Origin of the sequence: Streptosporangium nondiastaticum (assembly GCF_003011965.1) — a bacterium.
Taxonomy (GTDB): Bacteria; Actinomycetota; Actinomycetes; order Streptomycetales; family Streptomycetaceae; genus Streptomyces; species Streptomyces nondiastaticus.
Genome location: NZ_PXWG01000008.1, coordinates 45,062 through 71,622 on the forward strand (window position 1 = coordinate 45,062; position 26,561 = coordinate 71,622).

General features: G+C 69.0%; 19 protein-coding genes. 8 read left to right on the forward strand and 11 right to left on the reverse strand.

Annotated elements, in window-relative coordinates; all coding sequences use genetic code 11:
• Nucleotides 1-214 precede the first annotated feature (214 nt).
• Together B7P34_RS06015 and B7P34_RS06020 are read left to right on the forward strand one after the other, a co-directional pair.
• Nucleotides 215-1,789 carry an FG-GAP-like repeat-containing protein gene (locus B7P34_RS06015; protein ID WP_189382520.1) on the forward strand — a complete coding sequence of 525 codons (1,575 nt, stop codon included), beginning with the start codon at nt 215-217 and terminating at the stop codon, nt 1,787-1,789.
• Nucleotides 1,790-2,203: 414 nt separating this feature from the next.
• The gene (locus tag B7P34_RS06020; protein WP_189382522.1) at nt 2,204-3,307 is read left to right on the forward strand and encodes an acyltransferase family protein; all 1,104 of its coding nucleotides are present in this window, start codon (nt 2,204-2,206) and stop codon (nt 3,305-3,307) included.
• A 166-nt stretch (nt 3,308-3,473) separates the two neighbouring features.
• On the opposite strand, the gene B7P34_RS06025 is transcribed toward B7P34_RS06020, so the two are convergent.
• The 4 genes from B7P34_RS06025 to ngcE form a co-directional block, all read right to left on the reverse strand.
• Nucleotides 3,474-4,109, reverse strand: coding sequence for a hypothetical protein (locus tag B7P34_RS06025; protein ID WP_106674749.1), 636 nt, complete (start codon nt 4,107-4,109; stop codon nt 3,474-3,476).
• A 110-nt stretch (nt 4,110-4,219) separates the two neighbouring features.
• Nucleotides 4,220-5,056 (reverse strand): carbohydrate ABC transporter permease, encoded by an 837-nt coding sequence (locus B7P34_RS06030; protein ID WP_106674750.1) that lies wholly within the window; start codon nt 5,054-5,056, stop codon nt 4,220-4,222.
• A 100-nt stretch (nt 5,057-5,156) separates the two neighbouring features.
• The gene (locus tag B7P34_RS06035) at nt 5,157-6,074 is read right to left on the reverse strand and encodes a carbohydrate ABC transporter permease (protein ID WP_106674751.1); all 918 of its coding nucleotides are present in this window, start codon (nt 6,072-6,074) and stop codon (nt 5,157-5,159) included.
• Nucleotides 6,075-6,274: 200 nt separating this feature from the next.
• Nucleotides 6,275-7,708 carry an N-acetylglucosamine/diacetylchitobiose ABC transporter substrate-binding protein gene (gene ngcE / locus B7P34_RS06045; RefSeq protein WP_189382523.1) on the reverse strand — a complete coding sequence of 478 codons (1,434 nt, stop codon included), beginning with the start codon at nt 7,706-7,708 and terminating at the stop codon, nt 6,275-6,277.
• Between the two features lie 618 nt (nt 7,709-8,326).
• Between ngcE and B7P34_RS06050 the strand changes: the two genes are divergently transcribed.
• Nucleotides 8,327-12,151 (forward strand): GH92 family glycosyl hydrolase, encoded by a 3,825-nt coding sequence (locus B7P34_RS06050; protein WP_223267552.1) that lies wholly within the window; start codon nt 8,327-8,329, stop codon nt 12,149-12,151.
• A gap of 109 nt (nt 12,152-12,260) precedes the next feature.
• On the forward strand, nt 12,261-13,310 hold the full coding sequence (locus B7P34_RS06055; protein ID WP_106674755.1) for an FG-GAP repeat domain-containing protein: 1,050 nt from the start codon (nt 12,261-12,263) through the stop codon (nt 13,308-13,310).
• Nucleotides 13,311-13,419: 109 nt separating this feature from the next.
• Here B7P34_RS06055 and B7P34_RS06060 read toward each other — a convergent pair whose 3' ends face one another.
• The 5 genes from B7P34_RS06060 to B7P34_RS06080 all read right to left on the reverse strand — a co-directional run bounded on the left by B7P34_RS06060 (nt 13,420) and on the right by B7P34_RS06080 (nt 19,712).
• Nucleotides 13,420-14,667: a hypothetical protein gene (locus B7P34_RS06060; RefSeq protein ID WP_189382525.1), complete on the reverse strand. Its 1,248-nt coding sequence runs from the start codon at nt 14,665-14,667 to the stop codon at nt 13,420-13,422.
• 79 nt (nt 14,668-14,746) lie between these two features.
• Nucleotides 14,747-15,088, reverse strand: a complete 342-nt coding sequence (locus B7P34_RS06065; RefSeq protein ID WP_106674756.1) for a hypothetical protein — start codon at nt 15,086-15,088, stop codon at nt 14,747-14,749.
• Nucleotides 15,089-15,118: 30 nt separating this feature from the next.
• Nucleotides 15,119-15,400, reverse strand: a complete 282-nt coding sequence (locus B7P34_RS06070; RefSeq protein WP_146166749.1) for a hypothetical protein — start codon at nt 15,398-15,400, stop codon at nt 15,119-15,121.
• 196 nt (nt 15,401-15,596) lie between these two features.
• A complete protein-coding gene (acnA, locus tag B7P34_RS06075) occupies nt 15,597-18,311 on the reverse strand; it encodes an aconitate hydratase AcnA (protein ID WP_106674800.1) in 2,715 nt (904 codons plus the stop codon).
• 480 nt (nt 18,312-18,791) lie between these two features.
• Nucleotides 18,792-19,712, reverse strand: coding sequence for an alpha/beta fold hydrolase (locus B7P34_RS06080; RefSeq protein WP_106674758.1), 921 nt, complete (start codon nt 19,710-19,712; stop codon nt 18,792-18,794).
• Nucleotides 19,713-19,906: 194 nt separating this feature from the next.
• Here B7P34_RS06080 and B7P34_RS06085 point away from each other — a divergent pair, with 194 nt between their 5' ends.
• On the forward strand, nt 19,907-20,461 hold the full coding sequence (locus B7P34_RS06085) for a Uma2 family endonuclease (RefSeq protein WP_106674759.1): 555 nt from the start codon (nt 19,907-19,909) through the stop codon (nt 20,459-20,461).
• 15 nt (nt 20,462-20,476) lie between these two features.
• On the opposite strand, the gene B7P34_RS06090 is transcribed toward B7P34_RS06085, so the two are convergent.
• Both B7P34_RS06090 and B7P34_RS06095 read right to left on the reverse strand, forming a co-directional pair.
• Nucleotides 20,477-20,839, reverse strand: coding sequence for a GntR family transcriptional regulator (locus B7P34_RS06090; protein ID WP_106674760.1), 363 nt, complete (start codon nt 20,837-20,839; stop codon nt 20,477-20,479).
• A 1-nt stretch (nt 20,840) separates the two neighbouring features.
• Complete coding sequence (locus B7P34_RS06095; RefSeq protein WP_106674761.1) at nt 20,841-21,833, reverse strand: hypothetical protein; 993 nt, start codon at nt 21,831-21,833, stop codon at nt 20,841-20,843.
• A 92-nt stretch (nt 21,834-21,925) separates the two neighbouring features.
• Between B7P34_RS06095 and B7P34_RS06100 the strand changes: the two genes are divergently transcribed.
• The 3 genes from B7P34_RS06100 (at nt 21,926) to B7P34_RS06110 (ending at nt 26,488) form a co-directional block, all read left to right on the forward strand.
• Complete coding sequence (locus B7P34_RS06100; RefSeq protein ID WP_106674762.1) at nt 21,926-23,455, forward strand: helix-turn-helix domain-containing protein; 1,530 nt, start codon at nt 21,926-21,928, stop codon at nt 23,453-23,455.
• 644 nt (nt 23,456-24,099) lie between these two features.
• Nucleotides 24,100-24,510 (forward strand): hypothetical protein, encoded by a 411-nt coding sequence (locus B7P34_RS06105; RefSeq protein ID WP_106674763.1) that lies wholly within the window; start codon nt 24,100-24,102, stop codon nt 24,508-24,510.
• Nucleotides 24,500-26,488 carry a hypothetical protein gene (locus tag B7P34_RS06110; protein WP_106674764.1) on the forward strand — a complete coding sequence of 663 codons (1,989 nt, stop codon included), beginning with the start codon at nt 24,500-24,502 and terminating at the stop codon, nt 26,486-26,488. Before B7P34_RS06105 ends, B7P34_RS06110 begins: the two co-directional genes overlap by 11 nt.
• The last annotated feature ends 73 nt before the right edge of the window (nt 26,489-26,561 follow it).

Genomic DNA, 26,561 nt, shown 5'->3' on the forward strand with positions numbered 1-26,561 from the left:
AGATACACACTCGCCTTTCTCGGGCCCGCGGCGAAGAAGCGCCGTCCGGCCATGGTTGCCGCGAGAAGCCACCCTCGCATCGCGAGGAGGCATTCCGGGCTCCCAGAAACGGATATGACAGAGAGTCATTGATTTGAAGCGCAGAAACCCTCTGAGACCGTTGTCGCCGCGGATGGTCGCACTCGCTCTGAGCGCTGCACTCGGGGGAGGCCTGATGACAGCAGATGCCGTCGTCGCCGAACCGCAGCCCTCACCCACCGCGCCCACCCCTCCCGGCGGAAGTGCAGTCGTCGCCACCGCCGCCGCGAAGGACTGGAAGGTGCCACGCCTCACCGTGATGCCCCTGGGCGACTCGATCACGCACGGTGCCGGCAGCTCGACCGAGTCCGGTTACCGCGGGGAATTGTGGAACCGGCTGGCCTCGCACACGGACCGCCTGGACTTCGTGGGATCCAAGCGGAATGGGAAGCTCCCCGACCTCGATCACGAAGGGCACTGGGGCTGGAAGATCGGCGGGTTGTCCAGCAACATCGACAGATGGCTGCCGGCCGCACAACCCAACGTCGTGCTGCTGCACATAGGCACCAACGACCTCAATGACGACTACCACGTCGACACGGCCCCCCGCCGCCTCGGGGACCTCATCGACAAGATCACGTCGGCCGCTCCCGACATGACGGTGCTGGTCTCCTCCCTGGTCCCCTCCACGACGCCCGACACCCAGAGGCGCATCGAGCAGTTCAATGCCGTGGTGCCCCAGCTGGTGGCGGAGCGGCGGGCCGAGGGACGGCACGTCGGGTACGTCGACATGGGGGCGGTCACGACGAGCGACCTCGCCGACGATCTCCATCCCAAGGACAGCGGCTACGTCAAGATGGCCGAGGCGTTCTCCGAGGGCGTGGCCCGCGCGGCGCAGGACGGCTGGATACAGCAGCGCGTGGACGTCAAGGCGGCGGCGCCGCGCCGGCCGGCCCCGCCCGGTGACCACCGGGTCGACATCGACGGCGACGGCAAGGCCGATTACCTCGTCGTCCAGGACGACGGCTCCGTGAAGGCCTGGATCAACAACGGCGGCACCGATCACGGCAGCTGGAGCGGACGTGGCACCTTCGCCACCGGCGTCGGCGAGCCCGGGCGCAAGGTCCGCTTCGCCGACATCAACGGCGACGGCAAAGCCGACTACCTCGTCCTCAATGACGACGGAACCGTGAAGGCCTGGATCAACAACGGCGGCACCGGCCACGGCGGCTGGAGCGAGCGCGGCACCTTCGCCACCGGCGTCGGCGAGCCCGGGCGCAAGGTCCGCTTCGCCGACATCAACGGCGACGGCAAAGCCGACTACCTCGTCGTCAACGAATACGGGGCGGTGCAGGCCTGGATCAACAACGGCGGCACCGGCCAGGGAAGCTGGGCCGGGCTCGGCACCATCGTCGGTGGCGTCGGCGAACACGACGACAGCATCCGCTTCGCCGACATCAACGGCGACGGAAAGGCCGACTACCTCGCCGTCCAGGACGACGGCTCCGTGCGAGCCTGGATCAACAGGGGCACCGACGGGCGCGCCCGCTGGAGCGAACTCGATTCCTACATCCCCAGTGCCGGCGAGCCCGGGCGCAAGGTCCGCTTCGCCGACATCGACGCCGACGGAAAGGCCGACTACCTCGTCCTCCAGGACAACGGAGTGATTCAGGCCCGGATCAACGGCATCGGCGACGGTCAGCAGAGCTGGACCGAGCGCGGCACCTTCGCCACCGGCATCGGCGAACCCGGCAGCAAGGTCCGGATCTAGCGCAATCCGTGGCGCAAGGGTGGGCCCTGCGCCCACCCTTGCGTCTTCGGCAGCCATACCTGAACCGCGGGTAACAGGATTCGGGAACGGGCCGTGAGGGCCCGGCTCGGCAAATGCGTGACCGAGACACCTCGTGTAGTGACCATCTTGCATATAAGATGAGCGCTTCGTGCTCATTCGTTCCGCCGCCGCGGCCGCTTCTTCGCGGCCCCGGCCGCCCGCGGTACGACCTGCGTTCCCTCCCCGCGCCCGCCGGGCGGGACACAGGCATTTCCGTGGGCCCAGGAGATCGCCTCTCCAGGGCCCGCGCCACGCCCTCGCAAGGCTCTGCGACGTAACCCATGCCGCAGAAACCCGCCTGCTCTTCACCTGGGACAGCTGACAGTGAGTCTGATAACCCCCACCGCCGCCGAGGTGTCCAGCAAACCCCCCGTCTCACGGGTGCGACTGGACTCGCTCACCGGCCTCCGGTGGTACGCGGCGCTGCTCGTCGCCTGCTTTCACTTCTTCTACGAGGAGGCGTCGACCGGCACCTCACTGCACGTCTTCCGGCTGAAGGAGGTCGTCTACGCCGGCCCCTCCGCGGTGTCGTTCTTCTTCATCCTCTCCGGATTCGTCCTCGCCTGGTCGGCGCGCCCCCACGACACCGTCACCGGATTCTGGCGGCGCCGTTTCGCGCGGATCTACCCGAGCCATCTGGCGACCTTCTTCGTCGCCGTGCTCACCATGATCTGGATGGGCAAGGCCCTCGACGCCCGGATCGCCCTGACCAACCTCAGCCTCACCCAGTCCTGGATTCCGAACCAGAAGGACTGGTGGTTCGGATACAACGGCGTCTCGTGGTCACTGAGCTGCGAGTTCCTCTTCTACCTGAGCTTCCCGCTCGTAGTGAAGATCATTCGTCGGTTCTCCACCCGGGGACTGTGGGCGACCGTGATCGCCGGCAATCTGTGCGTGGTCCTGGCCCCGATCGCCGCCGGCCGGATCGCGCACGCGACGGGCTGGGACCCCAAGTTCATGCTCTACATCTTCCCGCCCGTCCGGCTGCTCGAGTTCGTGATCGGCATCGCGGTCGCCCTGCTGGTGAAGAGCGGGAACTGGCGCGGTCCGGGACTCGCCGCGAGCCTCGCCCTGTCGGTGCTGGTCGTCTTCGGGCCGTCCCACGTCATGCCCTTCGACTTCCACTGGTCCGCCGACACGGTCATTCCGTACACGCTCACCATCGCCGCGGCGGCCCGGGCCGACGTCCATGGAGAGCCCTCGCCCTTCCGGAATCGCATCACGGTGTACCTGGGCGAGGTCTCGTTCGCCTTCTACTTGGTGCACGAGATCGTCATCTTCAGCCTCGACCACTTCCTCAAGACACACCATCTCCTCATACCGCTGAGCCTGCACCTCGGGCTGGTCCTGGCGGTGTCCCTCTTCGGCGCGGTACTCCTCCACGAATACGTGGAGAAGCCCGGTGTGAAACTCCTCTCCGCCCGGCGCCGGAAGTCCGGCCCGGCCGCGGCGGCCTGACAGACGGGTCGCGGAATGGCGGAATGACGGTGGGCGGGGCCGCGGGCTCCGCCCACCGTCATTCGCAGTGGGTGACGGCCGGCCCGCCTTCCCTTTAATTCTCATTTAGCGCCTAACACACCACAATACGCATTCGTGTGGTTTGGTGTGGATACGCCTCAGAGGGTTACTCGTCCTTCGACATCGTGGTTCTTCCAGGGTCGCGCCGCGAGATGGCGCGACCCATCGATGAAGGGCGATCCGAATGCGAAATGTTGCGCGTGCAGCGCTGGTGGTGCTCTGCGCCGCCGGTGCCGCGTTGCCCGTCCTCCCCGTGGCGCAGGCCGCCGCGCCCGGGACTCCTCCGGCCCCCGCCGACTGCCGGTACGTCTATTCGAACGGGCGTCCTGGGCCGAACGGGGAGACCAGAGGCAGTGGCGTCTACGACGAGGGGGACCGTGACGCCGAGGGCCGTGTGTGCCGCAATGGCTGGTGGGTGCACCCCTCCGAGGTTCACCGCCACGACGACGACCGCCGGGACGACGATCACCGCCGCGATGACGATCACCGCCGGGACGACGACCACCGCCGGGACGACGATCACGGCAGGGATGATCACCGTCGCGATGACGACCACCGGCGCGATGACGACCACCGCTGGAACGATGACCACGGCAGGGACGACCACCGCCGGGACGACGACCACTGGCGCGACGACCGCCGGGACGACCGGGATGACGACCATCGCCGCGATGACCGACACGACGACCGTCACGACCGCGATCACAACCACGACCACGACCGCGATCACGACCACCGCCACCCGTAGGCCGCGCTCCAGGGCTTCCTGGTGCCCCCTGAGGGCACCAGGAAGTCACAGGAGGGAAGGCCCCCCGACGGCCCCCGGCGGTCCTCCGACAGCCCCCCCCGGCGCTACTTCAGCGCCCCCGCCGTCAGCCCCGCCTGGACCTGCCGCTGGAAGACGATGTACGCCGCCAGGACCGGGAGCATGGCGATGACCAGGCCCGCGAAGAGGCCCGACCAGTCGCCCTTGTAACCCTGGCTGACTGCCAGGGCGACCAGGCCCTGCGGCAGCAGCTTCTTGTCCTCGTCGCCCACGTTCAGGACCGCCGGCAGCAGGTACTGGTTCCACTGGCCCAGGAAGTTGAAGATGCCGACGCTGATCAGGCCCGGTTTGGCCATCGGCAGCATCACCTGGAAGAAGGTCCTCGTGTGCGAGGCGCCGTCGATCAGGGCCGCCTCCGCGACCGACGAGGGCAAGGTGCGGAAGAAGCCGCTCAGGAAGAAGATCGTGAACGGGAGCGAGTACGCGATGTAGACCAGGATCAGGCCGTGGTAGGTGTCCAGCAGCTGCATGTTCTTCATGACGAAGAACAGCGGGACCAGGGCCAGGATCACCGGGAAGCTCATCCCGCCCACGAACAGGTAGTAGATGAAGCGGTTCCCGGGGAATTCGAACCGCGCCAGGACGTACGCCGCCATCGAGCCCAGCAGCATCGTCCCGAAGAGCGAACCGGCCACCACCACGACCGAGTTGAAGAAGTATTCACTCATGTGCGCCTGGGACCACGCCCGCGACCAGTTGTCGAAGTGCAGGCTCGTGGGCAGCGCCCAGGGCGACGTGAAGATGGACTTGTCGTCCTTGAGCGCGCTCATCACCGCCCACAGCAGCGGCAGCGTGACCATCAGCGCCCACAGGATCAGCACCCCGTGCGAGAAGACGTTGAGGATCCTTCCCTCGCTGCCCATGCGGCCTTCCGGGGAGTCCACCACCGGAGCCCCGGTCTCTGCAGCGTTTTCCGCCTCCACCGCGCTTTCCGCCTCCACAACGTTCTCCGCGCCGCTCAACTCAGAACTCCAGCCGTTCGCGCCGGCCCAGCTTCATCACGATGCCGGCGAAGATCATGGTGACGATGAGCAGGGCGACCCCGAGCGTGGTCGCGTATCCGGCCTGCCCGTCCCGGAACGCCTTGGTGTAGAGGAAGTAGGCGAGCACTTCGGTCGAGTAGTCCGGGCCGCCGGGGCCCACCGTCATGATCTGCACGACCGCGAATCCGTCGAGCGCCATGATGCCCATGTAGACCCAGCCGGTCTGGACCGTGTCCCACAGCAGGGGGAGCGTGATCCTGAAGAAGGTCTGGACGCGGTTCGCGCCGTCCAGCAGCGCCGCCTCGTAGAAGTCCTTCGGGATGGAGCTCATGCCCGCCGAGAACAGGACGACGTAGAAACCCACGTTGCTCCACACCATCACCGCCATCACGCACCACAGCGCAAGATCCGGGTCACCGAGCCAGTTCGGCTGTACGGAATCCAGGCCGACGGCGCTGAGGAAGGAGTTCAGCGCGCCGCTGTTCGGGTTGTACGCGAACTGGAACAGCAGGGCCACGATGGCGATCGACAAGACCTGCGGGAAGAAGTAGACGACCTTGTAGAAGCCCGAGCCGCGGACGCCCGCCACCGCCGCGTTCTTCCTCCTGCGCCCGCCGACGTTCAGCATGAAGGCGAAGAAGAGGCCCAGTCCGAGCGTCACCAGTGGCAGCACCAGCAGCAACAGGACGTTGTGGCCGACGGACTTCCAGAACACGTCGTCGGAGAACATCTTCCGGTAATTGCCGACCCCGACCATCTTGAAGTCGGGACTCAGGCCCGTCCAGTCCGTGAACGAGTAGTAGATCGCCTGGAGGAACGGCGAGATCACGAACACCGCGTAGATCACCAGGGGTACGGCCAGGAACCCCACGACGAAGCGGTACTTACCGTGCTGCATTGCCTTTCGACCCCGATCTCCCGCGGGCGCGGAGCCGCGGATGCGGGGCGGCGGACGCGGATCCGTCCCGGTCCGCGTCCGCCGCCGGTGACGTACTTCAGTGGCTCGGTGCGCTCAGCTCGCTCGGTGCGCTCAGCTCGCTCAGTGCGCTCAGTGCGCTCAGCGCGCTCCATGCGCTCAGCACGCGCGCCACCCGCCTGCTACTTGTGCCGGTACTTCTTGATCGAGTCATCCGCACGCACACCGTCCGCGAATTTCTGGATCTTGGCGATCGTCTCGTCCGGGGTCATCCGGCCGGCCATCATCTCGCCCAGCGCCGCCACGCCGATCTTCTCCTTCTGAAGGGCGACGTACCAGTCCTGGATCCGCGGATTGACCACGTTCTCGCCCGCCTTGGCGAGCGCCTCCTGCGAGGAGCTGAGGCCCGGCGGCAGGGTCAGGCCCTCCGTCCCGCCGTTCAGCGACGTCAGGGACGAGACCTGCTTGATGAAGTTCTGCGAGGACTTCTTTCCCAGCATGATGCGCAGCAGTTCCATGCCGCCCTGCGGGTTCTTCGCGTTCTTCGGCACGATGAACGGCTCGCCGCCCGAGGCCCAGATCGTGCCGAACGGCATCTTGTCGCGCTTCGCGTCCAGGCTGGACGGCGCCCCCACCGCCATCTTGAAGTCGGCGGGAGTGGTTTTCTTCGACTCGTTCTCGACCCACGAGCCGTTGGGGATGAACAGGGCCTTGCCCTGGTTCCAGGCGGTCTGCGACTCGATGTGGGTGAGGCCGGGGGTGCCCCGGAGGATGTAGCCCTTCTTGTAGAGCTCGTAGTACGCCTCGAAGGCCGCCTTGACCGCCGGGTCCTTCCAGGCGTTCGGCTCCAGGTTGTCGATACGGTCGATGACTTCCCGGCCGCCGATCTTGGCGATGAAGGGATAGAGGCTGAACGGCAGGTAGTACGGGAACTTTCCGGGGTACGTCCAGCCGGCGATGCCCTTCTTCTTCGCCTTCTCGCAGACGGCGAGCATGTCGTCCCACGTCTCCGGGTACTGCGCGTCCAGTTTCTCCAGGGCCGTCTTCGAATACCAGACGCCGTAGACCGTGTACGCGTAGTAGAGGATCCAGGTCTCCTGGCCCTCGAACCGGCCCATTTCGACGACGCCCGGCCGCAGCGTGTCCCGCACCTTCTTCGACGGGTCGTCGATCGACGGCGCGTCCAGCAGGGCGTTGAGATCGGTCAGCTGCTTCTTGCCCACCAGGGTGCCCATGTCCATCTGTTTGGCACCGGAGTTGTCGATGAGGTCCGGCGGGGTGCCGCCGTTGAAGCGGGGCTGGAGCTGGGTCTGGATCTCCTGGGTGGCCGCGTGCTTCACCTCGGCCTTGGGGTACGCCGCCTTGTACTCGGCCTCGGCGTCTTTGGCGTACTGCTGGCCGAAACCGCCGTCGAAGATGACGACGTCGAGCGGCGCGGACTCATTGACCGCGAGCGGGTTCTTCTCGCTCTTCGTCCCCTTGTCGACCTTGTTGTCGTCGCTGCCGCCGCCCGACGCGCAGGCGCTCAGCACGCCCATCGACGGCACCGCGATCAGGCCGAGTGCGGCCGCTCTCTTGATCAGGTCGCGCCGGCCGAACTCCCCTGTGGATCCCATGCTCGATCCCATGCTCAAGTCCTCGCCTTCTCCAGGACTCAGGCGGTGCACCGGTTTTTCCCTTGCTCACAAGAGTTGCCGAAGGGCCCGACACCGCGGGTCAGTTGAAGCTTGGTGTGCTGGGTGTGGTGCTGAAGCTTGGTGTGCTGGGTGTGGTGCGTGGCGTGCTGGGTATGGTGCGTGGTGCGCTTGGCGTGGTGCTGAGCGTGCGCGCCGGGAGCGGTGACGTGGCAGCGACGTTCCCCCTTGTCGCCCTCCCCCGGATCCGCCGCAGCGGCCCTCGGAGCCTCCCCGGTAGCCGACAGGTATAGTCCACTTCTCACCAACTGGGCAAGATCGGAAGCAGCTTCTGCCGTCAGTCTTTCTCTAGTTGAGACCTCGCGCGGTACGGGCTCTCCTGCGGGCGGCATCCCCTCGTGGCGACACCAAGTCCGGGACCCTTGACACCACCCGCCCCTCACGCCCTACTTATCTCTGCGCGGCTCACTTGACAACGTTGTCGGTTTCGTTGGGAGACTTGAGATGCGGCAGGGACAGCGGCACAGGCCCCGGCACCAGCTCCGACACCGATGGCGTAGTCTCACCCGTCCGCTCGTCCCCCTTCTGGCCGTCGCCCTTATGACGGGCATTCAAGTCCCTGCCGCCGCTTCCCAGGCTGCCGCCCCCACCGACCATTTCTCCTCCTCCTTCGAACCGGGCGACCCCCAGCCCGACTGGCGCGACACCGTCGAGTCCACCCCCGACGGCCGCAAGCGCACCGCCGGCGTCGACGGCGACGACACCCGCGGCATCCCCGGCAACGTCAGCGACTCCGTCACCGCCGTCCGGGCGAGCGGCGAGAACGCCGGCTCGGGCGAGGTCAAGGAGAACCTCGTCGACGGCGAGAGCACGACCAAATGGCTCACCTTCGAGAAGTCGGGAGCCTGGCTGGAGTTCGACCTCGCCGAGCCGGTCACCGCCGTCCGCTACGCCCTGACGTCCGCCAACGACGCCCCCGGGCGGGACCCCCGCGACTGGGTCCTGCAGGGCTCGCAGGACGGCAAGAGCTGGACGCCGCTGGACACCCGCAAGGGCGAGACCTTCGACAAGCGCTTCCAGACCCGCGAGTTCTCCTTCGCCAACACCACCCCCTACGGCCACTACCGGCTCGACTTAACCCGCAACAGCGGCGAGGACATCACCCAGCTCGCCGAGGTGCAGCTCGCGCCGGAACACACCGGCCCGCCGCCGCCCTCCGACATGCGCAGCCACGTCGACGGCGGCCCCAAGGGCTCTCCGACCGCCAAGGCGCGCGCCGGCTTCTCCGGGCGCCGCGCCCTGCGCTACGGCGGCGTCCACCAGGCCATGGGCCGCGCCTACTCGTACAACAAGCTCTTCTCGGTCAGCCTCCGCGTCACCCCGCGCACCGTCCTCTCCTACAAGGTCTTCCCCTCCATGCCGGAGGTCGACCTGCGCTACCCCGCCACCCATGTGTCCCTGGACCTCGCCTTCACGGACGGCACCTATCTGAGTGACCTCGGGGCGGTGGACCAGCACGGCGCGCCCCTCACGCCCCGCGGCCAGGCCGGCTCCCGCACGCTCTACGTCAATCAGTGGAACAACAAGGAGTCGCGCATCGGGGCCGTGGCCGCGGGGAAGACCGTGGCCCGTGTGCTCGTCGCGTACGACTCCCCCGCCGGGCCGGCGCGGTTCCGCGGCTGGGTCGACGACGTCTCCCTCGCGCCCGCGCCCGCCGAGAAGCCCCCGGCACACCTCGCCGACTACGCGGTGACGACGCGCGGCACCCACTCCAGCGCGAGCTTCTCGCGGGGCAACACCTTCCCCGCGACCGCCGTCCCCCACGGCTTCAACTTCTGGACGCCGGTCACGAACGCGGGCGCCATGGACTGGCTCTACCAGTACGCCGCCGCCAACAACGCCGACAACCTTCCCACCGTCCGGGCGTTCAGCGCGAGCCACCAGCCGAGCCCCTGGATGGGGGACCGGCAGACCTTCCAGGTGATGCCGGTCGTCGCCCCCGGGGCAGGCCCTCCGGACACGAGCCGCACGGCCCGCGCCCTCCCCTTCCACCACGCCAACGAGACGGCCCGCCCCCACTACTACGGCGTCACCTTCGACAACGGCCTCAAGGCGGAGATCGCCCCCACCGACCACGCCGCGATCATGCGCTTCACCTATCCGGAGGACAAGAAGGAGAGCGAGGACAAGAAGGAGAGCAAGGAGAACGCCGCCGCCCTCGTTCTCGACAACGTCCGCAACCAGGGCGGCCTCACCCTCGACCCCGGGACCCGCTCCTTCACCGCCTACTCGGACGTGCGCAGCGGGCTGTCCGTCGGCGCGGGCCGCATGTTCGTCTACGGGGTGCTCGACACGCCCGTCACCGGGGCCGGTCAACCGGACGACAAGGCGAGCACCACCGGCTGGCTGCGCCTCGCCCCCGGCAAGGACCGCACCGTCACCCTGCGCATCGCGACGTCCCTCATCGGCACCGAGCAGGCGAAGGCCAACCTGGAGCAGGAGATTCCCGCGGGGACCTCCTTCGGCCGCGTCCACGACCGGGCCCGCGCCGCCTGGGACGCCCTCCTCGGCCGGGTCGAGGTCGAGGGCGCGAGCCGCGACCAGCTCACCACCCTCTACTCCAGCCTCTACCGCCTCTACCTCTATCCCAACTCCGGGTTCGAGAACACCGGCACCAGCACCCGTCCGCGCCATCGCTACGCCAGCCCCTTCTCCCGCCCCGAGGGGGAGAGCACCCCCACCCGTACGGGAGCGCGGGTCGCCGACGGCGAGATCTACGTCAACAACGGCTTCTGGGACACCTACCGCACCGCCTGGCCCGCCTACTCCCTCCTCACGCCCAAGCAGGCGGGGCGGCTCGTCGACGGCTTCGTGCAGCAGTACAAGGACGGCGGCTGGATCTCGCGCTGGTCCTCCCCCGGCTACGCCGACCTGATGACGGGCACGAGCTCCGACGTGGCCTTCGCCGACGCCTACGCCAAGGGCGTCCCCTTCGACGCGGAGGCCGCGTACGAGGCCGCGCTCAAGAACGCCACCGTCGTGCCGACCCAGCCCGGCGTCGGCCGCAAGGGCATGGAGACCTCCCCCTTCCTCGGCTGGACGAGCACGACCACCCGCGAGGGCCTCTCCTGGGCGCTGGAGGGCTACCTCAACGACTACGGGCTCGCGACCATGGGCAAGGCCCTCTACGAGCGCACGCACAAGGCCCGCTACCGCGACGAGTCCGCGTACTTCCTCAACCGCGCCCGCAACTACGTGAAGCTCTTCGACCCGGCCGTCGGCTTCTTCCAGGGCCGCAACGCCGACGGCTCGCGGCGCCTGCCGCCCGGCCGCTACGACCCGCACGTCTGGGGTCACGACTACACCGAGACCAACGGCTGGAACTTCGCCTTCCACGCCCCGCAGGACACCCGCGGGCTGGCCGGGCTGTACGGCGGCCGCGAGGGCCTGGCCGAGAAGCTCGACCAGTTCTTCGGCACGCCGGAGACGGGGGCGCCCGAGTTCGCCGGCTCGTACGGCGGGGTCATCCACGAGATGACCGAGGCGCGGGACGTGCGCATGGGCATGTACGGGCACAGCAACCAGGTCTCGCACCACATCACGTACCTCTACGACGCCGCCGGGCAGCCGTGGAAGACGCAGGAGAAGGTGCGCGAGGTGCTGTCCCGCCTCTACCTCGGCAGCGAGATCGGGCAGGGCTACCCGGGCGACGACGACAACGGCGAGATGTCCGCCTGGTACCTGTTCGGCGCGCTGGGCTTCTACCCGCTGGTGATGGGCGGCGGCGAGTACGCGATCGGGTCGCCGCTCTTCCGGAAGGCCACGCTCCATCTGGAGAGCGGCCGCGACGTGGTGGTGAAGGCCCCGCGCAACAGCGCCCGCAACGTGTACGTGCAGGGGCTGCGGGTCAACGGCAAGGCCTGGCGGTCGACGGCGCTCCCGCACGCGGTCCTCGCCAGGGGCGCGACCCTGGAGTTCGACATGGGCCCGCAGCCGTCGTCCTGGGGCAGCGGCCGCACCGACGGGCCGTCGTCCATCAGCAAGGACTTCGCGGCCCCCGTCCCGGACGAGGACCTGACCGCGCCGAACACCTCGCCCCTCACCGACGACACGTCGGTCACGGACGTCTCCTTCGGCACGGCCCTGCTGCAGGTGCCGTCCGGCGCGCGCGTGACCTCGTACACCCTGACCTCGGCGGACCGGGCCAAGGCCCCCGGCGGCTGGGTGCTGGAGGGTTCGCAGGACGGCACCGGGGAGTGGCAGGAAGTCGACCGGCGGACGGACGAGACGTTCGCCTGGGACCGGCAGACGCGGGTCTTCTCGGTGGCACGGCCCGGCGCGTACCGGCACTACCGGCTGCGGCCGGCGGACGGCGCCGACCACGTCCTCGCCGAGATCGAGCTATTGGGGAAAAGATCCGCATAACACCTCTTGACGGCCCGTAAAGACAGTATGAAACGATCACGTGGATCCAGTGGCGTGCCCCTGACAGGGGGCGCGCCGCTTTTTGCTGAGACCCTCTTGGAGAACCCACGTGGCTCACCTTCCCGGCCGCCCGCGCGCCCGCGCGGTGCAGCGCATCGCCACCGCGGCGATAGCCGCCGCCCTGGTCGGCACCACCGCCGGCACCGCGCTCGCCGACGGCCCCAAGGCCCCCTCCCGTGCCGCCACCGCGGCCGAGCGGGCTGCCAAGCTCCCCGCCGACACGTCGTTCAAGCACCGCTCCGAGGCGCTGCGCGGCGAGGCGAAGTCCGGCGACTACCCGAAGTCGGGCGCCGTGGCCCCGCAGGCCCCGCGCCTCGCGGCCCCCCGCAAGGGCGTCAAGGGCGTCAAGGCTGACGGCCCCACCGCCGAGGCCCCCTTCCTCCCCCTCAGCGCCGTCAACAACGACGACCTGTACTTCTACTGGCCCGACGGCAAGGGCGGCATCACGCCCAAGGAGCACGTCACCAACGGCTGGAGCGCGATCAACTCCGCCGCCCGCGTCGACCACGACCGGGACGGCATCGCCGACGGCCTGTACGTCCGCGACAACGCGCAGAACATCATCTTCGCCCCGGCCGGCAAGAGCCCGAGCATCGTGGCGGACGACTGGGGCCAGTACGACCAGTTCATGTCCCCCGGCAACCTCGGCGGCGGCAAGGAGTCGGACATCCTCGTCCGCGACCGCGAGGGCGTCCTGTGGCTCTACCTCGCTTACCCGGACGGCACGCTCACCGGCCGCAAGAAGGTCGGCCCGGGCTGGAACCAGTTCACCGAGATCGCCGGCCGCGGCGACCTGACGGGTGACGGCAAGGCCGACATCGTCGCCCGCGACAAGGACGGCGTCCTCTGGCTCTACAAGGGCACGGGCGACTACACCAAGCCGTTCGAGTACAAGCAGCGGATCGGCGGCGGCTGGAACCAGTTCAACAAGCTGGTGGGCACCGGCGACGTCGACCTGGACGGCAAGGCCGACCTCATCGCGCGCGACAAGGACGGCGCGCTGTGGCTGTACCGCGGCACGGGCCGCACGGACCAGCCGTACGACTACAAGGTGAAGATCGGCAACTCCGGCTGGAACCAGTACGGGCTGATGTTCTGACGTAGCGTCACTGGCAGTGCGCGCCACTGCCGGTCCGGGCCGCAATCCCCGCGTGAGGCCGCACGCCTCGCGCGCGGAGCGGCCCGGACTTCGCGCTTCACCGGCGGTCTCACCCGGGGGACAGCCACCGCTTGGCGCCCCGCGCGAGGGCCCGCGCGGGCCGGGCCAGGGCCAGCGTCACCCCCACGACCGGGAGAGTGAGCAGCACGACCTGCAGGCACGCCGCGACCGTGCCGAGGACGGGGTAGCCGGAGGCGCCCGCGTGCTCGGCGAGGAGCCGGATCGTCTGCCAGTCCGTACGGAGCAGCTGGGGCAGGTTGGCGAGCACCAGGCCCAGCTGGAGCACCAGCGCGGGCACCAGGAACAGCACCCACGCCGCGACCACGACCTGCGGCCATCGCTTCAGCGCCTTCAGGCTCTCGTCCTGGGGGCGCCGGAGCACGACCCGCCGGAGGATGGGCGCGATGTACTTGAACAGGTCGGGGATCCCGACCAGGTCCGCCACGATGTAGTAGCCGTCGAACCGCAGGGTGGGGAGGAGCTGCTGGATCATCTCCAGGTGGACGGAGAGGATCGCCACCAGCATCAGGGGATTCCCCGTCGCCCCGTACAGCCCCAGCAGCCCCAGCACGAACAGCGCGTTGAAGTAGACGCCGCCCAGGTCGGCGCGGATGCGCCCGGCCCGGCCCAGCCGGTAGGAGCTGGTGATGTCGGTGTAGAAGGCGGGCCACACCAGATAGACGCCGCAGCCCATCTCGCCCGGCCGCACCCCTCCGTAGCGGCAGGCCGCGCCGTGGCCCATCTCGTGGAACACGCAGGAGGCGACGGCCAGGACGACGACGAGGAGGACGTCGGCCGGGGAGGAGAGCACGGACCGCAGTGCCGCGCCGGTGTCCTGGGTCAGCCACAGCCACGTCTCGCCGTAGGCGAAGGCGCCCAGCGCGAGCAGGACCAGCGCCGGCCGGAACAGCCAGGCGAACAGCCCGGCGAGGAACCACGTGGCGCGCTCCGGCAGCACGGCCAGCCGGAAGCGGAACGACAGGAAGGGGTCGGGCTTCGCCGTGGGCGGTGGCGGCGAGCCGTCGCTGTAGGTCGACAGGCCCAGCGGGACGAGCTTCTTGTCGATGAGGAAGACGATGTGTTCGGCGGCGAAGCGGCGACCGGTCTCGGCGCTCAGCTGCTCGGCCACCTGCGCCACGGGCCGGCCGTCGAGCGCCCGCGCGAGCTGGTAGAGGAGGGCGGGGAGGCGGACGACCTGCCCGTCGGGGCGGCAGACGAGGTGGGGCGGCTCGCGGTAGCCGGAGTCCTCGAACTCGCCGACCAGTTCCGTGCCGGCCACCAGCGCGGGCAGTGCCATGAACGCTCTCCGTCGGGGCGAGGGGAAGGGCCGGACGCGTCCGGCCCTTCCCGGGTGCGTAAGCGGTGCCGTTACGCGGTCAGTGGCTGGCGACGGCCGCCGGGATACAGGTCATGGTGGTGGTCGGGTTCGTGGACGGCAGGCCGAGCGAACCGAACAGGCCCGGCGTGCCCTGGCGGTCCACGGCCTGGCAGGCGGAGAGCGCCACGGTGCCGTGGTCGTGCGGCTGCGGGGCGAACACGCCGCCGCCCGTGGCCGCCGCGGAGCTGCTGCTGGAGCTGCCGGCGCCGGCACCGGAGCCGCCGTCACCGTCGCCGTACGGAGCGGCGAGCGGCGTGGCCACGACGCCCATCACGGTGCGCTCGGGCAGCACCTCGCCCGCGACGGTGTCGAGTTCCTCGAAGCTGATGGCGTTTTCCATTTCCGTACCCCTTCTCGAAAAGCGGAGCGGTCAGCGGCTGGAGATGGCCGCAGGAATGCACGTGGTGCTGTAGCCGGGATCGCTGGACGCCAGTCCGAGCGCGACCAGCAGAGGAGGATTGCCGGCGTTCTGCCGGTACTGACATGCGTAGGCCACCGTCGTCCCGTTCTCCGACTTCACGAGCGCCGGGAACACGGGCTGTTCGGAGCCGGCGGCTGCCGGAAGCAGCACGCTCGACAGTGCGATCCGCCGGGGAAGCTCCTCACCGCAAAGCCGGCCGAGCTCCCCGAAGGTCACAGCGGATCCCGTCATCTGCTCCCTCCCCCATTCGTCCCGGGCGGGAGCTTAACCAGGGCATCACGGCCCGACACATCCCCAATCGCCCCATCACCCGGTCGAGTTGGATGCTTGCCTCGGAAGGGTGGAAAAGCTGAAAAGCATGCATGAACGCGTGAGGGCCGCACCCCGTGAACGGGGTGCGGCCCTCACAACTCGGCGCGGGAGGTGCCTACTTGCGGATCAGGCTCCGCAGCACGTACTGCATGATGCCGCCGTTGCGGTAGTAGTCCGCCTCACCGGGGGTGTCGATGCGGACGACCGCGTCGAACTCGACACCGGTGTCGGTGGTGACCTTGACCGTGCTCGGGGTGGTGCCCTCGTTCAGCTCCGTGATGCCCGCGATGGAGAAGGTCTCCTCGCCGGTCAGGCCGAGCGAGTCGGCCGACTGGCCGGCCGGGAACTGGAGCGGCAGGACGCCCATGCCGATGAGGTTCGAGCGGTGGATGCGCTCGTACGACTCGGTGATGACGGCCTTGACGCCGAGGAGCGCGGTGCCCTTGGCCGCCCAGTCGCGGGACGAGCCGGAGCCGTACTCCTTGCCGCCCAGGATGACCAGCGGGATGCCGGCGGCCTGGTAGTTCTGCGAGGCGTCGTAGATGAAGGAGACGGGAGCGTCTTCCTTCGTGAAGTCGCGGGTGAAGCCGCCCTCGGTGCCCGGCGCGATCTGGTTGCGCAGGCGGATGTTGGCGAACGTACCGCGGATCATGACCTCGTGGTTGCCGCGGCGGGAGCCGTAGCTGTTGAAGTCACGGCGCTCGACACCGTGCTCGGTGAGGTACTTGCCGGCCGGGGTGTCGGCCTTGATGGCACCGGCCGGGGAGATGTGGTCGGTGGTGACCGAGTCGCCGAGCTTCGCCAGCACGCGGGCGCCGGAGATGTCGGTGACCGGGGTGGTCTCCATCGTCATGCCCTCGAAGTACGGGGGCTTGCGGACGTAGGTGGACTCGGAGTCCCACTCGAAGGTGTTGCCGGTCGGGATCGGCAGGGCCTGCCACTGGGCGTCGCCCGCGAAGACGTCCTGGTAGGACTTGTTGAACATGTCCTCGCCGATGGCGTTGGCCACGACGTCGTTGACCTCGGCCTCGGACGGCCAGATGTCCTTGAGGAAGACCGGGTTGCCCTCGGTGTCGGTGCCGAGCGCGTCGCGGGTGATGTCCACCTTCATGGAGCCCGCGATGGCGTACGCGACGACCAGCGGCGGGGAGGCCAGGTAGTTCATCTTGACGTCGGGGTTGATCCGGCCCTCGAAGTTGCGGTTGCCGGAGAGCACCGAGGTGACGGCCAGGTCGTGGTCGTTGACGGCCTTGGAGACCTCCTCCGGCAGCGGGCCGGAGTTGCCGATGCAGGTGGTGCAGCCGTAGCCGACGAGGTTGAAGCCGACCTTGTCGAGGTACGGGGTCAGGCCCGCCTTGTCGAAGTAGTCGGTGACGACCTTCGAGCCCGGGGCGAGGGTGGTCTTGACCCACGGCTTGCGGGTCAGGCCCTTCTCGACCGCCTTCTTCGCGACGAGGGCCGCGGCCACCATCACGTACGGGTTCGAGGTGTTGGTGCAGGAGGTGATCGCGGCGACGGTGACGGCGCCGTGGTCGATCTCGTAGGTCGAGCCGTCGGGGGCGGTGACGGTGACCGGGTTGGTCGGCACGCCGTTGGAGGCGGCCGGGGCGTCGGAGGCCGGGAAGGACTCCTCGCCCGCCTCGTCGGCGGTGGAGACGTAGTTGAGGACGTCACGCTCGAACTGGGCCTTGGCCTCGGCGAGGACGATGCGGTCCTGCGGGCGCTTCGGGCCGGCGATCGACGGGACGACCGTCGACAGGTCGAGCTCCAGCTTCTCGGAGAAGTCGGGCTCGGCGGCCGGGTCGAGCCAGAGGCCCTGCTCCTTGGCGTACGCCTCGACCAGCGCGACCTGCTGCTCGCTGCGGCCGGTGAGCTTGAGGTAGTTCAGGGTCTCGCCGTCGATCGGGAAGATCGCGGCGGTGGAGCCGAACTCCGGCGACATGTTGCCGATGGTGGCGCGGTTGGCGAGGCTCGTGGCCGCCACGCCCTCGCCGTAGAACTCGACGAACTTGCCGACGACGCCGTGCTTGCGCAGCATCTCGGTGATCGTGAGGACCAGGTCGGTGGCGGTGGTGCCGGTGGGCAGCTCGCCGGTCAGCTTGAAGCCGACGACGCGCGGGATCAGCATGGAGACCGGCTGGCCGAGCATCGCGGCCTCGGCCTCGATGCCGCCGACGCCCCAGCCCAGCACGCCGAGGCCGTTGACCATGGTGGTGTGCGAGTCGGTGCCGACGAGGGTGTCGGGGTACGCCTGGCCGTTGCGGACCATGACGGTGCGGGCCAGGTGCTCGATGTTCACCTGGTGGACGATGCCGGTGCCCGGGGGGACGACCTTGAAGTCGTCGAAGGCGGTCTGGCCCCAGCGCAGGAACTGGTAGCGCTCCTTGTTGCGGCCGTACTCCAGCTCGACGTTCTGGCCGAAGGCGTCCTTCGTGCCGAACTTGTCGGCGATGACGGAGTGGTCGATGACCAGCTCGGCCGGGGAGAGCGGGTTGACCTTCGCCGGGTCGCCGCCGAGCTCCTTGACGGCCTCACGCATGGTGGCGAGGTCGACGACGCAGGGGACGCCGGTGAAGTCCTGCATGATCACGCGGGCCGGCGTGAACTGGATCTCCTGGCTGGGCTGGGCCTGCGAGTCCCAGTTGCCCAGCGCGCGGATGTGATCGGCGGTGATGTTCGCGCCGTCCTCCGTGCGGAGCAGGTTCTCCAGCAGCACCTTCAGGCTGTAGGGAAGGCGCGCGGAGCCCTCGACCTTGTCCAGCCGGAAGATCTCGTACGACTCGTCGCCCACCTGCAGCGTGCTGCGGGCGTCGAAGCTGTTCGCCGACACGACAGTCTCCTTCATGCATGAATTCGCGTACTGCGGCCATCCTGCCGCCCCACGGTCCCGCCGATCCGATAAGGTGTGCCTTAGTTAGGCATGCCTTACTGGCGCGACAGCGGTACGCCTCTCGGCAGATATCTCGATGTCGAGATAACTCTAGTACATCGCTGAGGAACGGTCATGTCCTGACCGGGCCGTGACCGGGCCCGCGCCTGCCCTGACGGGGCTGACCTGCGCGGTCCGGGACGGACGGGGGCGGACCGGGGCGGATCGGGGTAGGCCGCGGGGGCCGCCCTCCGGCCGGTGGAACGGCGTGCGCGAGCAGGCGCGAGTGAGGGCGACGACTCGGCGACGACCTGCGGCGGGGCCGCGCGGGGGCGGATGGAGAGCTCGGGCCCGGTACGGCCATTCCGGTGGTGCGGGGCCGCGTGGGGGCGGGGGCGGGGCTGCCGTGGTGAGCGTCACCACCTCCACTGGCCGGACGGGCTAGGCGGCCGCGGCCTCGTCCACCTCACGCAGGAAGGCCGGCAGACGGTCGTTGAACACCTTCACCGGGATGCCGTGCCCGGCGCCGGGCACGATCTCCGTCCGCACGCCCGGGATCAGCCGCCGCGCCCGCCCCTCGGCCCGCCGCGCGTCCATGGCCTTGCCGGCCCCGCCGAGCAGGATCAGGGCGGGCGCGCTCACGGAGCGCAGTTCCTCGTCCGTCATGCGCCACGGCTGCGGCAGCCGGATGCGGAAGCCGCGGATCGCCTCCAGGGAGAGCCGCATCGTCGCCTCGGCCTCCTCGGGGCCCGCGCCCGTGTCGCCGATGAGCCCGCTGAACCAGCGGCGCTGGACCTTGTCCGAACCGCTGAGGACGGCGACGAGGGCGCCGAGGACGAAGCCCGCTTTCAGCGGGGCCAGGGCGCGGGGCGGCTCGTAGGCGGTCACCGAGGCGACGCGGGCCGGGCGGCGGGCCGCGTGGTTGAGCGCGACGCAGCCACCGTACGAGTGGCCGACGAGGTGCGCCCGCTCCAGGCCGAGACCCGCAAGGACCTCTTCCAGCCAGTCGGCCATGTGGTCCGCGGTGCGGATGGGAGCCGTCTGGGCGCTGTACCCGGGCTCGCCGACCCGGTCGACGGCCAGCACGGGACGTGCCCCGCCGAGGGCGGCGACGTGCGGCGCCCACTCGGCGGGCGTGGCGCTCTGGCCGTGCAGCAGGACGACGGGAGTGCCGGCGCCGCCTCCGTAGGTGTGCACGCGGGTGGTCCCGAAGGACGTCGCGACGTCCTGCTGACCGCGCGGTTCCGGCCAGAAGGCCATCGCCTTGTCGTAGGCGCCGAGGATCCGCGCGCGGGCGGCCTCGTCGGCGAAGGAGCCGAGCTGTGCGGCCGCCTGTACAGCCGCCTCCACCTTGCCTGCCATGGGTGTTCTCCCCCTGCGGCGGAGCGTTCGGCCGCCGCGCGTTCGATCATGACAGGGGGTGATTTGCGGGACACAAGCGGGCCTAGTTCACCAGTACGAGTGAGCGTTGGGTCGAACGGGCGGGCCGGTGGCGCTGATTGCCGTAGACCTTGGACAGTCGTCATGCTGCAGTCACGATGTCCGCGGGAGGACCGATGAGCGCACAGTCCCACTCTTACGCAGCCGACGACCCCGAATCCGCACTGAAGTATGCGATCCAGCACATCCGGGGGGATGACCGGGCGCAGATCGTAGAGGGGGTCATCGAACAATCCGTGCCTGTATGGGACCACGAAAACGTTGCAGACCTTATCCGTGAACAGATCGGGCCTGCATTGCGGAGGCTCGGCTGCAGGGCAGGCGCAGGCAACCTCGACCTGCCGGGCAGCCCCAACTGGTACGTCCCCGACCTGGCGGTGGTGCCTCGCGAACTCGCAAAGGGAGGAGACACTCTGGTTCCCGACCAGACCCTCCTTGTCGTCGAGGTCACCTCCGAGTCCAACGGAGACACAGACAGGATCACCAAGCGCCGTCGATACGCCGAATACGGCGCCCCGCTGTACCTGCTCGCGGACCGGCAGGAGCGCACCTGCACGCTCTTCAGCAAGCCGGGAGAACTCGGCTACATGAAGTCGGACAGCTGCCGCTTCGGGGAACCTCTCCACCTCCCCGAGCCCTTCGATCTCGAACTCGACACCTCCGAGTTCTGAACCCGGCGGCCCCGGCTACCGCCCCGCCAGCCCGCCCCGTACGAGCTTGACCAGCTCCTCGTCCGACACGCCCAGCGCCCGCGCGTCCGCGACCAGCGCGCGGACGCCGTCCGTCAGGCGGGCGCGGCCGGGGGCGGCGGGGTCGGCCGTGACCACCGCGCCGCGGCCGCGCCGGAGTTCGATGAGGCCCTCTTCGCGGAGACGCTGGTAGCCGCGGAGGACCGTGTGGACGTTGACGCCGAGGGAGTCGGCGAGGGCGCGGGCGGCGGGGAGGCGTTCGCCCGGGCTGACGGTGGCGTCGGCGATGGCGCCGCGCACGGCGGCCGCGATCTGGTCGCCGAGCGGCACCGGGGAGCCGTGGTCGAGGCGGACGAGCATCTCAGCCTCCTCCGGGCGTCGTGCGCTCGCGCTCCCGCTCGGCCAGGGCGCCCAGGAGCGCGGCGGCCGTGGCGGCGTCGTCGACGGTGACGACGAACTCGCTGCCGGTCGTGAGGCGGACGACCACCGCGGGGCCGGAGCGCAGGGCGAAGCCGCTGCGGCCGGGGACGGCGCGGTAGCCCCAGCCGCCCAGGTCGCGCAGCGGTTCGACGTCGCGGCAGGTGGCTTCCTCGATCCGGTCGAGGGGAATGCGGACGCGGGGGCGGGGCAGGCCGAGCACGTTCACGGTGAGGCCGTGCCGGTCGACGGTGACGCGGACGGCGAAGCAGGCGCACAGCGCCAGTCCTCCGACCGCGAGGCCCACGCCCGAGACCCAGCCTGCGAGCGGGGTCATGAGGGCGCCGGCCGCCACGAGGGCCACGCCGCCGGCGAGCACGGGGCGCGAGCCGGCGCCACGGGTCCAGACCACGCTCTCGCCCTTGCGGAGCGCGAAGCGGGGTGCCGGTTCCGCGAAGGGGTCGTCCGGCTCCGCCTGCGGCGCCGCGGGGCCGCGTCCGCCCGCGGGCACGCCGAGGGCCGTCGCCGCGGCGGCGACGGCGAGGGCGGCGCCCAGCGTTCCCGGGCCGAGCCGGACGCTGTCGGCCGTCTCCGCCCCGGCGTTGTTCAGGACGACCGCGACGACCACGGCACCGAGGAGCCCCGCGACGGCGCAGCCGAGGCCGACGAGCACGCGGTGGCCGCGCGTCGCGAACACGAGCCCCGTGCAGAGCAGCGCCATGACGAGCAGGATGCCCAGCGCCCCGTAGGGGAAGGCGTCGAGGGTCGTGAAGTCGTCGGCTCCGCCGGAGCCGGAGAAGTGGGTGGCGACGGGGTCGGGCAGGTCGTCGCGGTGGGTCAGAAAGGCCGTCAGGAAGGCGGCGCAGGCCAGCAGATGGGCGGCGGCCACGACGAGGGGCGCGCGCAGGCCGCTCACCGGGCGCGAGGACACGGTCATGTCACCTCCGAGTTGTACGCATCGTAATAGAACAACCAATGGCCAGAACCGCCATGCGGATGAAATCTCATATGTGAGATAACGTCTACGGCATGACCGACGCATACCTCGCCCGTATCGGCAAGCTGATCCGCGACGCCCGGCAGCACCGAGGCTGGACCCAGTCGCAGCTCGCGGAAGCCCTCGGCACCAGCCAGAGCGCCGTGAACCGCATTGAGCGAGGAAATCAGAACATCAGCCTTGATATGATCGCCCGCATCGGTGAGGCGCTGGACAGCGAAATCGTCTCCCTCGGTTACGCCGGTCCCATGCATCTCAGGGTGGTCGGCGGCCGCCGGCTCTCCGGCTCGATCGACGTCAAGACCAGCAAGAACGCGTGCGTCGCCCTGCTGTGCGCGACGCTCCTCAACGCGGGCCGCACCACCCTGCGCCGGGTCGCCCGGATCGAGGAGGTCTACCGGATCCTGGAGGTGCTGGGCAGCATCGGCGTCCGCACCCGCTGGATCAACGACGGCAACGACCTGGAGATCGTGCCGCCCGCGGAGCTCGACCTGGCCGCGATGGACACCGAGGCCGCCCGCCGCACGCGCAGCGTCATCATGTTCCTCGGTCCGCTCCTGCACCGCATGGACCACTTCAAGATCCCGTACGCGGGCGGCTGCGACCTCGGCACCCGCACCGTCCAGCCGCACATGACGGCCCTGCGCCACTTCGGCCTGGAGGTCACGGCGACCGACGGCACGTACCACGCGCAGGTCGACCGTTCGGTCGCACCCACCCGGGCGATTGTGCTGACCGAGCGCGGCGACACCGTGACCGAGAACGCCCTCCTGGCGGCCGCCCGGCACGAGGGCGTCACCGTCATCCGGAACGCCAGCTCGAACTACATGGTCCAGGACCTCTGCTTCTTCCTGGAGGAGCTCGGCGTCCGCGTCGAGGGCATCGGCACGACCACCCTCACCGTGCACGGCGTCGCCACCATCGACCGCGACGTGGACTACGCGCCCTCCGAGGACCCGGTCGAGGCCATGAGCCTGCTGGCCGCCGCCGTCGTCACCGAGTCCGAACTGACCATCCGCCGCGTGCCGGTGGAGTTCCTGGAGATCGAGCTCGCCGTCCTGGAGGAGATGGGCCTCGACCACGAGCGCAGCCCCGAGTACCCGGCGAACAACGGCCGCACGCGCCTGCTCGACCTGACCGTGCGCCCCTCCAAGCTGCGGGCGCCGATCGACAAGATCCACCCCATGCCGTTCCCCGGCCTCAACATCGACAACGTGCCGTTCTTCGCGGCCATCGCCGCGGCCGCCCAGGGCCAGACCCTCATCCACGACTGGGTCTACGACAACCGCGCCATCTACCTCACCGACCTCAACCGCCTCGGCGCCGACGTCAAGCTCCTCGACCCGCACCGCGTCCTCGTCGAGGGCCCCACGCGCTGGCGCTCGGCGGAAATGATGTGCCCGCCGGCCCTGCGCCCCGCCGTCGTCGTCCTCCTGGCCATGATGGCCGCCGAGGGCACGTCCGTCCTCCGCAACGTGTACGTCATCAACCGCGGTTACGAGGACCTGGCCGAACGCCTCAACTCGATCGGCGCCCAGATCGAGATCTTCCGGGACATCTGAGCCGAAGGAAGATTGCCGCAGCTCCACCTGACCAGCAAGAATTCCGAGCAAGAGGGGCTGCGGCGACCCCTTTGCACTACCTCTGGGACTGGCTTGCGCCGAACTCGCGCCGTTGTACTGTCCGACTGTGTTACGCGCGCTGATTGCTCTGATAGCGGGTGGAAGCATCCGACAGCTACCAACCCGCGGTGACGCCAAGATCTCCACGCACGACTTCAGGTCATAGCCTGACTCCGATTGGGCGTGGCCTGCAAGGCGCAGGTCTTACTCGAGCGTGGCTGCAAGAAGGAACGCCTTGCACACTCTGTGACGCGGCGACTACGCTCCCACTCCAGCGACTTGTTCGAGATCCCCGCGTTGTGGGGGACCGCGTCTCCTAACCAGGCTTACCCTTGGTGGAATCGAGCAGCAGTCCCCCTGGCCGTGCTCCCTCAGCTCAAGGTTTCCTTGCTCGCTGCCGGGCCGGACGATGTGCGGTCCGGACTGCACCAGACGTCTCGGGGTCCTTCTCCGCAGACCGACACGGGTGGAGGTCAGCGGCATCGTGTCCGCGCTCTCGCTCTGCTTGGCGCACCCGCGTCACGCAGCAAGAACGCCGACGCTGATGCCCCAGGCATCGGCCTAGCCTGCCGGAGCGCCTCCCCGTGCCCATTGATGACACTCTCACCGTCTCGATCGACCTCGCCCAAGACGAGGTCATCCTCATCGTCGGCGTACTCCAGCAAGCAGCCGAGGGCTGTCGTGCTGTGGCCCCATCGGAAGCCACCACAGACGAGCACACCGGCGTGACACTGGGGCGACTGACCGCCCACTGGACCGACATCGCGGAGCGAGAACTGCACTGCGTCGTAGTAAAACTCCACGGTGAGCGACTGTTCACGGTCACACTGTCACCCGAAAGCTGGTATCAGGTCCGTGCGGCGCTCAGCGCCTGCGTCGCACAGCTATCCGGTGAGCTGGACGACAGCACGCCGACCGGAGCCTCGAACCGGAAGCGGATGTACAACGCACTGCACCTGGCGCACAAGATCGCGGAGGCCGCCAATGACCGATGAGGCCACTGCCGAGCTGTTCGACGACGGTACAGGGTGGCAGCCTGAACCTTATGCTCTGCCGCGCACCGCTGCCGTCGCTAACCTCGCCGCTGCGCTGTTCGGCAGGGGCCTGAGCGAGGAGGCGGTCGAAGCACTGGCACGGGCCGTGGTGCAGCCGGACGACATGCGACGCAAGCTGACGGATGTCAATAAGTTGCGCGTCCAGGGCGGCACACTACACATCGTGGAAACGCGGCTGTGGTCCGCCTCCGTGGTTCCTCATCCGGCCAATCCCCGTGAGTACGGACGCCGGAGCTACGCGCTGGGAGCCGGCTCAGCAGCTGCTCCGGGGCTCTTGCCAGAGCCGGAGTCGGCCCCGGGAGACGGCCCGGAGCTGCGGATCCGGGTATCACACCCCTCCGTGCTCGCCCAGCGTCTGGAAGAGGCCAAACAGCGGCTCGTTAAGGAAAATCCACTTGACGATGACATCGCGGCCGAGGGGGTACTCCAGCCTCTCACCGTCATTCCAATGACGGTCCATCACGAAAGCTTCGCGCACAGGCCTACCGCGCTGCTGATCACCGCAGACGGGTCGAGCCGGATCAGCTCTGTTCACGAGCTGCTCGGGTTCCTCCCCGCCGTAATCGCCTACCAGTGGGGGCGAGACGCCCGGGCGTTCCGGCGGGAGGTCAACCGGTGGCTGCGGCTAGCCCAGAAGCAGGGCTGGGACTCGCTCAGCCCGGCCGAGAAGGGCAAGTTGCGCGCTCTGACCGTACCCGCCAGGGTAGTGGTGGGTTTCGTTCCCGATGTACGGGCAGGTGTCCGTTTCCACACTGCCGTACGCAACTTCATTGGCTTGACCCACATCCGGCCGCCGAAACCGTACGGGTCAGCTGTGGAGAACGAGGCCAAGGGTGACGCTGTCCTCGACTCGCTGGCCGAGCCCACCCGGAGTCGGCCAGCCCGGATTACCCTGCAGGAAAAGCGCTGGTTCGCTGGCGTTATCACCGAGCAGGAAGCGGCTGAGGAGGGCTTTAGCCAGCACTGGGACGTACGCGCTGCGGAGATCGTCCGGACCCTGCTCGGCGGCGGAGTGGGCACAACGCGCCGGGTCAACGCGGGGATCCGCTCGCTGACTGCAAAGCAAAGGCCCAGGCGCGAGGACCGCGTCGACATCGCCGTCGAGTTGATCCTCCGACCAGTCCGCACGGAGAAGAACAACGCACTCCAGTACACCCGGCCTCGGCGCGCTGTACTCCAACGGGCCTACCGACTCCCGGAGATCGTCGATCTGCCCGCCGACGCCCTACTGGAGGGAGCGATCGGCGGCGGTCAGTCGCTGGAGGAATTGCGGGATGCAGCGCTCAAGGAAGCGGCAGAAGGGCTCGGCGCGAGCGGCAGGCTGGGCATCGCGCAGACAGAACTCGCCGTCAAGGCCGCGTACTACATGGTTACAGCAGACACCATGGCCCTGCAGACGGAGGGCTCAGGAGCAGCTCGTGCCGAGGACAGCCGCAGCACGGTTGGGGTACTGCGGGCGATGCTCTCCCAGCAGCGCGGAGTGATCCAGGCATATGAGGTTGTCCGTGCAGGTCGGCTGGGTAGTCCCCTGCACGAGGTCGACGAAGAGGGCACACCAGTGCGCACAGCGGAAGGCGGGTACCGAGAACTGACTGACGCGCTGGTCCGGCACACGTACAACGGCGAGACATTCACCGCGGCAGCCGCAGGCCTTCCCGCTGCCCGGGCCCGGTGGGCCACGGTGACGAAAAGCGTAGAGAACCTCGGGCAAGCCGTACAGCACATGGCAGCCGTGCCCGTCTACGAGGGCGGCGAAAGCCTCGTCGAGCGTGAGGGATGGGATGTGCGGGCGATCGAAGAGGTCCGCTCCGGCATCGACAAGATCAGCCGCAAGCTGGCGGACTGGGGGGATCTGCAGCACGCCCAGAACAACGAAGAGGAGAAGGATGTCGATCTCGATGCTGCGGGTCTCTGGTGATCACCGGGTGTGAAACATCAGCGCTCCTTCTCCACCGGCCGACGGCCTGGAAGGGAGCGAAAGGCGGCCTTGC

Bases quoted from the DNA above. Each gene is read 5' to 3' on its own strand.
- B7P34_RS06030 (WP_106674750.1), bottom strand. From the start codon at position 5,056: ATGGGCAGCGAGGGAAGGATCCTCAACGTCTTCTCGCACGGGGTGCTG.
- B7P34_RS06060 (WP_189382525.1), bottom strand. From the start codon at position 14,667: ATGGCACTGCCCGCGCTGGTGGCCGGCACGGAACTGGTCGGCGAGTTC.
- B7P34_RS06050 (WP_223267552.1), top strand. From the start codon at position 8,327: ATGACGGGCATTCAAGTCCCTGCCGCCGCTTCCCAGGCTGCCGCCCCC.
- ngcE (WP_189382523.1), bottom strand. From the start codon at position 7,708: ATGGGATCCACAGGGGAGTTCGGCCGGCGCGACCTGATCAAGAGAGCG.
- B7P34_RS06035 (WP_106674751.1), bottom strand. From the start codon at position 6,074: ATGCAGCACGGTAAGTACCGCTTCGTCGTGGGGTTCCTGGCCGTACCC.
- B7P34_RS06085 (WP_106674759.1), top strand. From the start codon at position 19,907: ATGAGCGCACAGTCCCACTCTTACGCAGCCGACGACCCCGAATCCGCA.
- B7P34_RS06095 (WP_106674761.1), bottom strand. From the start codon at position 21,833: ATGACCGTGTCCTCGCGCCCGGTGAGCGGCCTGCGCGCGCCCCTCGTC.
- B7P34_RS06100 (WP_106674762.1), top strand. From the start codon at position 21,926: ATGACCGACGCATACCTCGCCCGTATCGGCAAGCTGATCCGCGACGCC.
- B7P34_RS06080 (WP_106674758.1), bottom strand. From the start codon at position 19,712: ATGGCAGGCAAGGTGGAGGCGGCTGTACAGGCGGCCGCACAGCTCGGC.
- B7P34_RS06070 (WP_146166749.1), bottom strand. From the start codon at position 15,400: ATGACGGGATCCGCTGTGACCTTCGGGGAGCTCGGCCGGCTTTGCGGT.
- B7P34_RS06065 (WP_106674756.1), bottom strand. From the start codon at position 15,088: ATGGAAAACGCCATCAGCTTCGAGGAACTCGACACCGTCGCGGGCGAG.
- B7P34_RS06015 (WP_189382520.1), top strand. From the start codon at position 215: ATGACAGCAGATGCCGTCGTCGCCGAACCGCAGCCCTCACCCACCGCG.
- B7P34_RS06090 (WP_106674760.1), bottom strand. From the start codon at position 20,839: ATGCTCGTCCGCCTCGACCACGGCTCCCCGGTGCCGCTCGGCGACCAG.
- B7P34_RS06110 (WP_106674764.1), top strand. From the start codon at position 24,500: ATGACCGATGAGGCCACTGCCGAGCTGTTCGACGACGGTACAGGGTGG.